Annotated in this window: 7 protein-coding genes and 4 pseudogenes; 2 read left to right on the top strand and 9 right to left on the bottom strand. The window is 50.0% G+C overall.

All coding sequences use genetic code 11. The annotated features are described in order from the left end of the window. A pseudogene (locus G468_RS24370) lies at positions 1–197 on the bottom strand (DNA helicase); the annotation flags it as partial. Positions 198–536: 339 nt separating this feature from the next. Between G468_RS24370 and G468_RS22175 the strand changes: the two are divergent. After that, positions 537–1,723 (top strand): annotated as a pseudogene (locus G468_RS22175) (IS91 family transposase). Between the two features lie 349 nt (positions 1,724–2,072). Here G468_RS22175 and G468_RS0119165 read toward each other — a convergent pair. From G468_RS0119165 to G468_RS24115, 8 genes and pseudogenes are all read right to left on the bottom strand, one after another. Further along, positions 2,073–2,918, bottom strand: coding sequence for a DMT family transporter (locus G468_RS0119165; protein WP_026824306.1), 846 nt, complete (start codon positions 2,916–2,918; stop codon positions 2,073–2,075). Then, entirely contained in the window at positions 2,915–4,222 is a 1,308-nt protein-coding gene (locus tag G468_RS0119160; RefSeq protein ID WP_026824305.1) for an opine metallophore biosynthesis dehydrogenase, read from the bottom strand. Before G468_RS0119160 ends, G468_RS0119165 begins: the two co-directional genes overlap by 4 nt. After that, the gene (locus G468_RS0119155) at positions 4,215–5,012 is read right to left on the bottom strand and encodes a nicotianamine synthase family protein (protein ID WP_026824304.1); all 798 of its coding nucleotides are present in this window, start codon (positions 5,010–5,012) and stop codon (positions 4,215–4,217) included. The genes G468_RS0119160 and G468_RS0119155 overlap by 8 nt, the downstream gene beginning before the upstream one ends. Further along, on the bottom strand, positions 5,000–5,809 hold the full coding sequence (locus G468_RS0119150) for an ABC transporter ATP-binding protein (RefSeq protein ID WP_026824303.1): 810 nt from the start codon (positions 5,807–5,809) through the stop codon (positions 5,000–5,002). The genes G468_RS0119155 and G468_RS0119150 overlap by 13 nt, the downstream gene beginning before the upstream one ends. Then, entirely contained in the window at positions 5,806–6,762 is a 957-nt protein-coding gene (locus tag G468_RS0119145) for a FecCD family ABC transporter permease (RefSeq protein ID WP_248604914.1), read from the bottom strand. Before G468_RS0119145 ends, G468_RS0119150 begins: the two co-directional genes overlap by 4 nt. Before the next feature lie 86 nt (positions 6,763–6,848). After that, positions 6,849–7,940 (bottom strand): ABC transporter substrate-binding protein, encoded by a 1,092-nt coding sequence (locus G468_RS0119140; RefSeq protein ID WP_026824301.1) that lies wholly within the window; start codon positions 7,938–7,940, stop codon positions 6,849–6,851. A 107-nt stretch (positions 7,941–8,047) separates the two neighbouring features. After that, positions 8,048–8,608 (bottom strand): annotated as a pseudogene (locus G468_RS23345) (IS30 family transposase); the annotation flags it as partial. Between the two features lie 12 nt (positions 8,609–8,620). Then, complete coding sequence (locus G468_RS24115; RefSeq protein WP_026824299.1) at positions 8,621–8,926, bottom strand: hypothetical protein; 306 nt, start codon at positions 8,924–8,926, stop codon at positions 8,621–8,623. 102 nt (positions 8,927–9,028) lie between these two features. On the opposite strand from G468_RS24115, the pseudogene G468_RS22170 reads away from it, so the two are divergent. After that, positions 9,029–9,216, top strand: a pseudogene (locus G468_RS22170) (hypothetical protein); the annotation flags it as partial.

Below are 9,216 nucleotides of genomic sequence, written 5' to 3'. Positions count from 1 at the left end.
TTCTCGTCTGCCTCTTCCCTCACTGAGCGATTAAACGCAATGTAGAGCATCCGGAGTTCGGGATGCTTTTCGGCATATTTCACTAACGTTGAGGTTTTCCCTGTTCCGGCAAAAGCATTAACCACAAGCTTCTCGCCCTGCCAGTCAATGACGGCTTGTTGTTCTGGCGTTGGATTTATCAAAATTTTCTCCTGCATAACTTAATGCTATAAGTTTACCAGAGAATCCAATAAATAGTTTTGTAGATAAAACGTCTACATTTGTCGAAACGCATAGCCTCTAAAGTTAGTTGGCAAAATATAACAATTTGGATGGGTTTGATTGTGAAATATGGAGTTGAAAATCTTTGTTGAAAGTTTATGATTGAGTTGCTGTGAGTCGATAATTGAAAATTAGAAATAAAAAAATTTCCATCAACATAATTAGCCAACTTTTGAAGTTGGCTTTCAAGATGGTCGCCTCCGGCGACGACTTGTCATTGCCTGTTAGTACTGGTATAACCCAGAACCTATTTTCTCAATCTTTTAGTGCCATTTATGTCACCACGTTTTAGTCATGTTTTCCAATTTGGTCAACGCTGGCTCAATTGGCTTAACCGTCAACCCCCTGACAGTGTTCGCCCTGTTGTGATGGAAACCATGGTAAAGATTATGGCTTGTGGCACTTCGCTTATGGGCTGGTCAATTTGGCGATGCCCTGACCCTGAATGTAATCATGAGAAGCGGGTTAAATTTACCTGCAAAAGTCGAAGCTGCCCACATTGTGGCGTGAAAGCCTGCAATGGATTAACAATACGCTTGCCTGGTTACCCGAAGTCCCCTGGCAGCACATCACTTTTACCATGCCTTGTGAATATTGGCCTATTATTCGCGCTAACCGTTGGCTGCTCGGTGAAATGAATCGATTAGCCGCTGATGTGGTATTAACTATCTGCCGTGATCTCAATATCACCCCCGGCATTTTCACGGCCATCCATACATGGGGACGTGACCAAAAATGGCATCCACATATTCATCTTTCAACCACAGCCGACGGGGTCACTAAAAATAACACCTGGCGAGATATCAGCTTTTATCGCGAAAACGTCATGACTATGTGGCGACATCGGATAACCAAATTGTTGAGAAAACATTATTACACCCTGACGATTCCTGATGAGCTTAAATGTGAAGGGCGAAGCAAATTTTCTTGGAATCGCCTACTTAACACTCACTACAAACGCGGCTGGAATATCAATCTCTCTGATATCCTTTCCAATATCACCCATGTCACCCTTTATCTCGGATTTTATCTAAAGAAACCTCCTGTCTCGCTTAGTCGTTTAAAACATTATGCGGGCGAAGATAACATCACGTTACGCTATAAGAGCCACCGCACGAAAAAACAGGAAGAAGAAGTCATGACATCGGACGAATTGATTACCCGGTTTGAGTCTCATGTACCTGAAAAATGGTTTCACATGATCCGCTATTACGGTTTTTTAAGTCCATCAAAGCCCATGCGAAAAATGTTAACAGAGGTTGTTTATCCTCTAACCCAGCAGGATAAAAAATCTGCTAAAAAAGTGACCTTCCGAAACATGTATCGACATGTCTTTAAAGTCGATCCACTTGCTTGTCTCATATGTGGGAAAAAATTACTTTTCGCTGGAATGAATTTTGGATTGAAGCTTAAAGAGCTTATGGCTTGCCACGATGACCTAGCACGGTTGCGGTGGCGATAAAATCAACTACAGGATAGATCTATCTTTTGTTCAAAAATGATTAATAATTAATCGTTTTTTAGCCATCTATTCTGTTCTTTATCTCAACCTTCAAAATTAATTCTGTCAAAACTTAGAAAAAATAAAAATGGTTTCATCATGGCATAGGTTAATTAGTAACCATTTCGGGTATTAATTTCTTATAGATCAAAATTTTAGATGCGCTCAAAATGGATTATAGGATGTTTTATTGGTATGTATGGATAAACAGTTTTTCATGCTATCGATTTGCAGCCGTAGGCTGATTCGTTCAAAAAATTAATCCGAGTTTGATTTCGCAGATAAAATTATCGGAAACTGGCCTATTGATCTAAACGGCTTTATTTCGATTGAGCAGCCCAAGCTGGATGCAGGAAACCACCACCAGCAGGGAGCCAAAAATCGACAGCTGCATCGGGATTTCATTCCAGAACAGCCAGCCCCAGCCGATATTGAATACGATACCAATATAGCGCACCACCGAAACAACGATCAGGTTTTCTGAATAGAAAGCTTGGGTTAACACCACCTGTCCGAGCAGCGACACCAGAGCGATAGAGAGGAGGATAGCAAACTGGTAAGCGTTGGGCCAGATGAACGAGTTCCACATCAGCGGAAGGGAGAGCAGCGTCGCGATAAACAAAAAATAGAAAACGATCTCGTAGTTGTGGTGTCGCTTGCTGAGTTTGTTGACCGACAGGTAGGCGATCGCGGCAAAAACTGCGCTCAGCACACCAACCAGCGAAGCCAGGGTATAAGCAGAGAAGTCCCACGGCCGCACCAGCAGGATCGCGCCGATAATAACCATTACCAGCCAAAATAGGGCGTTGGCGTTGATCCGTTCACGCATTACCAGCAAAGAGAGGAGGATTGAGAAAAACGGCGACAGATAGACCAGCATACTGGCGTCGGCCAGCGTCAAGTTGGCGATGCTGTAAAAATAACAGATGAGATACAGCCCCCCCATGGCGCCTCGCAGCACCAGCAGCGGCCGGTCTTCGCGACTGAAGACGACACCGTAACGATACATTAGGAGCAAGACCAGCAGGCAACCGATGCTGCTGCGGAAAAACACGATCTCTCCGGTGGGGATATCATCGGCGATGATTTTGACCAACGTATTCATTACGCTAAAAATCAACGAGGCGAAAATGGCCAGCAGTGCACCTTGATTCATGCTTGCCCCCTCCACTCTCGGTAGGTGATATCCGCCTGCTCGCCACAACGGTCGTTCAGTAATGACCGATGGCAGCGCTCGGCGCCGACCTGTGCGACGAAGCTCTGCAACGTCTGCTGAAAACGCTCCAACAGACGATGCGCGGTGGGCATGTTTATCCCAAGCAGTTCCGCCAGCAATACCAGAACGCGCAGTTTGCGCACGTCTTCCAGCGGTAAGCGGGGTAAGCGCCACAGCCCCTGTACATCTTGAAAGACGCGCTCGACTCTGACAGCGGAAAAATCATAGTAGCGGCCCTGCGCGTCCGGTTCGGAATAGGGATCAACCAGCAGCCCGGTATAACGGGTGAACAGCGCATATTGTTGTTCCGAAGGCCCCAGTTGCGAGAAGTGCTCAATCCAGTGGCGGCTCACCATGCGCGCCGGAACAGGGTAGTTGTCGTCATTTAGAAAGCGTAGCAGATTGATCTCCTCGACACCGAGCCGATTGAGCAGCCTTTTGTAATCCAGCGAGAGTTCGAGCATATCGGCAATGATCTCCGGACAGATGGGGCCCTCGGGGTGGGTTTTATACAGGTATTTTGCAGGTTCCTGCGGCTGGAATATAGCCTGTAGTGTGGTATCGGCAAGCGCCAGAGGAGGATGGACATAATTGGTGACGCTGAAGCGTTCGGCGGCAAGCAGACTATCGAAACGTTGGGCGTCGATACCGTGACGAGCTATCACTGAGCATAGCCAATCGAGTTCGGCTGAGTCTGGCGTAGGACTTTGGCAGGCCAGGTAGATCCTCTGCTTGAAGGCCTTGGTATAAGCGCGGTAAGGCTGCTCCGCATCATGATATTTGGTGTCTGCATAGTAACTCGACAAGCTGATGACACTGACGTGGAGTTGACCGGCGTCCTGAAGTAGGCCTTTTACCATAAGGCCGGAGCCAATGGATGGAGAGAGCAGGATCAGCGAATCCAGGTGGGGCAAAGCCGCCCATGGCACCTGATGCAGAACGGCGTAATATTGATCGGCTGGCACGGCGAGGATCAGTCGGCGCCAGTCACCGCCAACGAGTGACAAGTCATCGCTATAGCTGTCTATCTCCACCTGAGCATCACTTTGTGTCCGCCGCGCTTTACCGACGGCCTCCAGATATAGGCGGGGTATGTTCGCAAGGTGATACCGCAGACGTTCTCCTTTCTCGCTGGGGCGGTTGTACAGACCGATTCGCGTGTTCGCCGTGGCTTTGATATCCACAGCCAATTGAATCGCCGCCGGACCGGCTCCGAGGATGAGGGTAGGAAAGGCGTTATTCATGGCAGTGATGTTCCAAAATCAAAAAGTCATACAGCGGAGTAACGACTGGTTTACCACTGACACACCAAGGCGAATCGACGGCTTGATGGTGATAAGGGCAGTTGAAGATCGACCTGAGACCGTTGCCGTAGCGCACTAGCAATTTGCCACACTTAGGCAGCAAAGGCTGCAATTGCGTCAGCAAGACCTGTTTGTCCGCTACCAAAGAGGCGATGATAATGTGATCTATATCGCGGTCGGTCAGGTCGCATAATTTGTCGATGCAGGGCATTTTCCGTGTTAACCCCAGGTGGCGCGTGAGGCGGCGTGAGAAATGTAGAGCCGCCGGATCGCAATCGTAGCAAATGACTGTGGCGGCGAGCTTGACGACCAGCGACAACGCGGTGGTGGGTAAGGCACCACTACCAACCAGCAAGACCCGTTCCCCGGGTTTGATTTCGGCCGCGGCGATCTCCAGCTGCAGAGCTCGATCGAAACTGTTCAGGTAAGCGTTGGTCTGCACCGATTCCCTGCAGAGCACCGAGGCGCGATGTTTCTCGTAGTCGCATAAAGCGGCATTGGCTATCTCCCTCAGCTGAGTGATCTGCGCCGCTATCGAATGGTCTTTTTCCAGCTCACTGCGATAGTCCTGCAACTGTGGCTGATCGTTAAAGGTCTGTAGGCGGCTGAAGCGATGTTCTAGCAGAGAGAAATGCCGCGAGTCTTGCATAGCATAGTGGTGAATATGGCATATTTCCTGTTGCAAGCCGGCGAATTGAGCAAGCATGTCCGCTTTTGTCAGAGTGTACATGGATTTTTTCCCTGTGAAAATAAAATATTTTGGGCAGCAGATAGAGGTAGCCCTGTGGGCAGCAGATATTGGTAGCCCTGTGGGCTGACGCCACTTTCGATATCGACCCCAAATGTGCGAGAAATCATCGGATGCCACATCATCATATGAGTTTCACCGTGGCAAACGACGCGTCCGTGTTCGAGCAGCGTGAGCGAGTGACAATAGCGCAACGCCAGCCCAAGATCGTGGATAACCAGCAGAGTGATGCAGCGATGACGCCGGCTGTAGTCGGCTATCTGATTGAGCACGCGCAGCTGATGATGGATGTCCAATGTGCTGGTAGGTTCGTCGAGCAAAATGATCTGCGGCTGAGCAACGAAAGCCTGAGCCAACATAACCAGCTGCCGCTGCCCACCGCTAAGACGATTGAAGGGGCGATCGGCGAGCGCGGAAATGCCGCATTCCGCCATAGCCTGTTCGACTGCGTCGGCCTGCGCAGTGCTAACACGCCATCCCAACTGTCGCACAGTGCCAAGCAGCACCATTTCAAAAGTACTCAACGCCGAATCGCTGCGATTAAGCTGTGGCACATAGGAAATACGGCTGGTTTCCAGATCGAGAGGGCGATCGAAGTAGGAGATATTGCCGCTGCACGGCAGTATGCGATTAATCGCTTTCAGCAGCGTCGATTTTCCGGAGCCATTAGGACCAATGATGCCGCCGATCTGCGCCGCAGGCCAGGTCAATGAAACGTCTGCCAAAAGCTGGCGGCGATGCAGCGTAACGCTGACGCGTGAGAGAGTCAGTTGAGTCATGGGTGTTTAACCTGTCGGGTAACGAAATAAAACAGCACTGGTACGCCGATCAAGGCGATAACGATACCGATGGGTACCACGCCGTTAGGCAACACCAGTTTAGCAACGATCGATGCGCACAGCAGCAGCAGGCTGCCGCAGAGGGCAGAAATACAGATTAGGTAACGCTGATCCTCGCCCACTAGAAAGCGCGCGAAATGTGGAGCGATCAGCCCGACAAAACCGATGGTGCCGACAAAAGAGACCGACGCGGCCGTCAGAAAGGTCGCCAGCAGAAAGGCCAGCTTGCGCAAGGCGATTACGTTGATGCCCAGCCCCTGAGCCTGTTCTTCGCCGGCGGACAGCGCGGTTAGGCGCCAGGCCTGACGGAGGCTTAAGAACAGCCCACAAATAAACACGCCTCCGGTTATCGCCAGCCCTTGCATATTGGCTTTGAGCAGACTGCCAAACAGCCAAAAGACGATTTGCTGCATGGCTTCCGGCGAGGCCAGAAACAGCATCAGCGATTGCAACGATTGAAAGAAAAACAGAACGACAATGCCGCTCAGTACCAAAATTTGCGGCGTCATGCCCCTGTGTTGTCCCAGCAAATAGATAGGCACGCAGGCCAACAGCGCCATCAGCGAAGCCAACAAAGGTGTACCCAGCTCCAGCGTATAGCCCAGACTGAATCCGGTGATGATCGACAACGTCGCCCCGAACCCAGCCGCGGCGGAGAGCCCCAGTGTATAGGGACTTGCGAGGGGGTTGGCCAATACGGTTTGCATTAACAGACCGGATAGCGCCAGGCTGGCACCGACTACCACGGCGGTGAGCGTCATCGGAAGACGAATAGACCAGAAAATGACCTGGTTCAGCTCGTCACCCGACGCCGAACCGGGCCATAGCATTCGCAGGATATCCGAGAAACTGAGATGAACGGCGCCGACAGTCAGATCGATAACAGTCGCCACCAGCAACGAACCGAGCAGCGCCAGCGTCAGCAACCCGCGGCGTAGCCTGTACCGTTGCAAAAACGCACGTCCTGTATAAGCCACGACTATTCTCCTTGCCAGCGTTGATAGAAGATGCCTTCCGCCTCTATCGGCAAGTATTGGTGGTAGAATTGCGCCAGGTTGTGTTGCGGGTCAACATCGACAAAAGCCGAGGGATAGAGAGATTTCGCTAAATACTGAATAAAAATAAAGTCGTAAACTGTGCGGGCGCCGCCATGGTAGAGCGCATAAATGCGTTGGTTTTTCACCGCCGGTAGCTGTGGCCAACCGGCTCGCAGGGCGTACTGAGTCAGGCGTTCCTGTATTGGCGCGGCCTGTGCGCCGTAGCCCATCTGTACGGCATTCGGCATATTTTTCCAGTCGCCTCCGACGAGAAAAATGACATCAGGTTTTTTAGTCAAGACATAGTCGGCGCTCAAGGGGGAAGGATTGTCGACGACACCGACGGCGATATTGTCGGCACCGGCCAGCTGCAGCAGCGGCCCCCATATCGAGCCGCCATAGCTGCTGCTGTATTCGTTGGGGCCTTTGTCACCCAGCTCGATGTAGGCGATCGGTGGTGGCAATTGCGCCTTACTTATGCGACGCTGGGTATCCTTTAGGCTCTGCCGATACTCGTCGGCAAGCCGTTCCGCTCGCTCGGCGTGGCCCATCACCTGACCCATCAGCCTGATGCTAGCGAGTTTAGCCTCAGTGCCCTGATTGAAGTCGACGACGATATAAGGAATGTTGAGTCGTTGTAGCATCGGTAGATAATTGGCGAAACCTTCTAACTGCCACTTAGCTAGGATCAGCAGATCTGGCCGCGTGGTCAGCAAACGTTCAAAGTCGAAGCTCTGATTGTAGAGCGAACCGACATCGACCAGTTGTGCTAACCGCGGCAGGGCCGACTGATAGCGAAGCCACTGGCTGCTGCGCAAGGTCCAGTCGCTTTTGGAAAAGGCTACCACCTGTTGAAAACTCTCAGGACCGTTCACTGCCAGAAAATCTTCGTAGTAAAAGCCGATGTAGGCACGTTTTGCCGGAGCGGCCAGGGTGACCTGACGTCCTTCAACGTCTGTGAGGTGAATTTGAGCTTGCGTGACGTTGCAGAAGATCAGCCACGAAGCGAGGATCCAGGCGATACGCGATAACATGATTGACATCCATTTATAAACTAATGTTATGTTATAGTATAGCATTAATTAGCAGGATTCAAACTCCTGGCCCATTCCCAGTCGAAAAGCAACAAACACATAAAGCGTTATGCAGCCATTAGATAAGCTAAAAATACTTCATTTGGAGAAAAATAGCCCAACGATTTTCGTCCCCGAGTATTAAGTATGTGCTCGATTTCTGCAATCTCATTGTCCGTGACTTGGTTGAAGTCCGTTCCTTTTGGATAAAAACGGCGGATAAGTCCGTTACTATGTTCATTTAAACCACGCTCCCATGAGTGATAAGGCCTGGCAAAGAAGACATCAGCACCGGTGATCTCAGTTATCTGTTTATGCATGGAGAATTCAGAACCGTTATCAGCCGTCAGGGTTTTAAAATGACAGAAAGTATTTGCCATGATATCACGGAAGGCTTCTACAACAGTCTCAGCGCGTTTATTCGGCAATCTGCGGATAATAACCTGTTTGGTAGCTTTATCCGCCAACGTTAATAAGAATGACTTCTGATCTTTACCAAATACCGTATCAATTTCAAAATGACCGGGTTGCTGCTTGAGATCAGCCTCAGCGGGTCTCTCTTCAATACCCACTCTATCAGGAATAGGGCTACGCTTCGGTTCTCCCTTGCCATAGCGATAATATTTGCCTCGATGAGGAAGCTAGAGATAGAGCTTTCCTCCTGCCAGTCGGTCTTTCTTAATATAGCGATAGAGCGTATTTTTACTGACATAAACCCCATGTTTCAAACGCAGCCTTCCACTGATAACGGCAGGCGAAGTATGTAAAGCAAGCTCTTTACGGATAAAAGCCTGCGTTTCTGTGGTTTGCTGATGCAACTTATTCCGCGCAGATGTGTTCATACGTCTGGCTTTCGCTAAGGTATCAGCCCTTCTGCAAGAATAAAGTCCATTGAAAGCAGGATCCGTATTACGCTTGAGTTCCCTGCTGACAGTTGAACGTAGCACGCTACGCGTGAGCGGCGCAGCGGTGCTGCTTCGGGGATGTTAATGAGTTGAGTACTGTTTTATACTCTGCAGTAGGTTAATTTTTTTCAGGGATTCATCTCGATGGCTCGCAATAAATCTCCCAGAAAGCGTAAACCGGTTAAATCAGGCAGGCTGCCCGTCACTTCACGTGCCACAGCGCCTGTTTATCCGAAACGTTTTATGATCTCTCTCCCACCCGAAAATGATGATGACAGACCGCCTGAATTTTTTTATGACACCCTAAAAGAAGCCATACGCCACTGCGTCCG

Origin of the sequence: Arsenophonus nasoniae DSM 15247, assembly GCF_000429565.1 — a bacterium.
GTDB classification, from domain to species: domain Bacteria; phylum Pseudomonadota; class Gammaproteobacteria; order Enterobacterales; family Enterobacteriaceae; genus Arsenophonus; species Arsenophonus nasoniae.
This window is presented reverse-complemented; position numbering and strand designations above follow the sequence as displayed.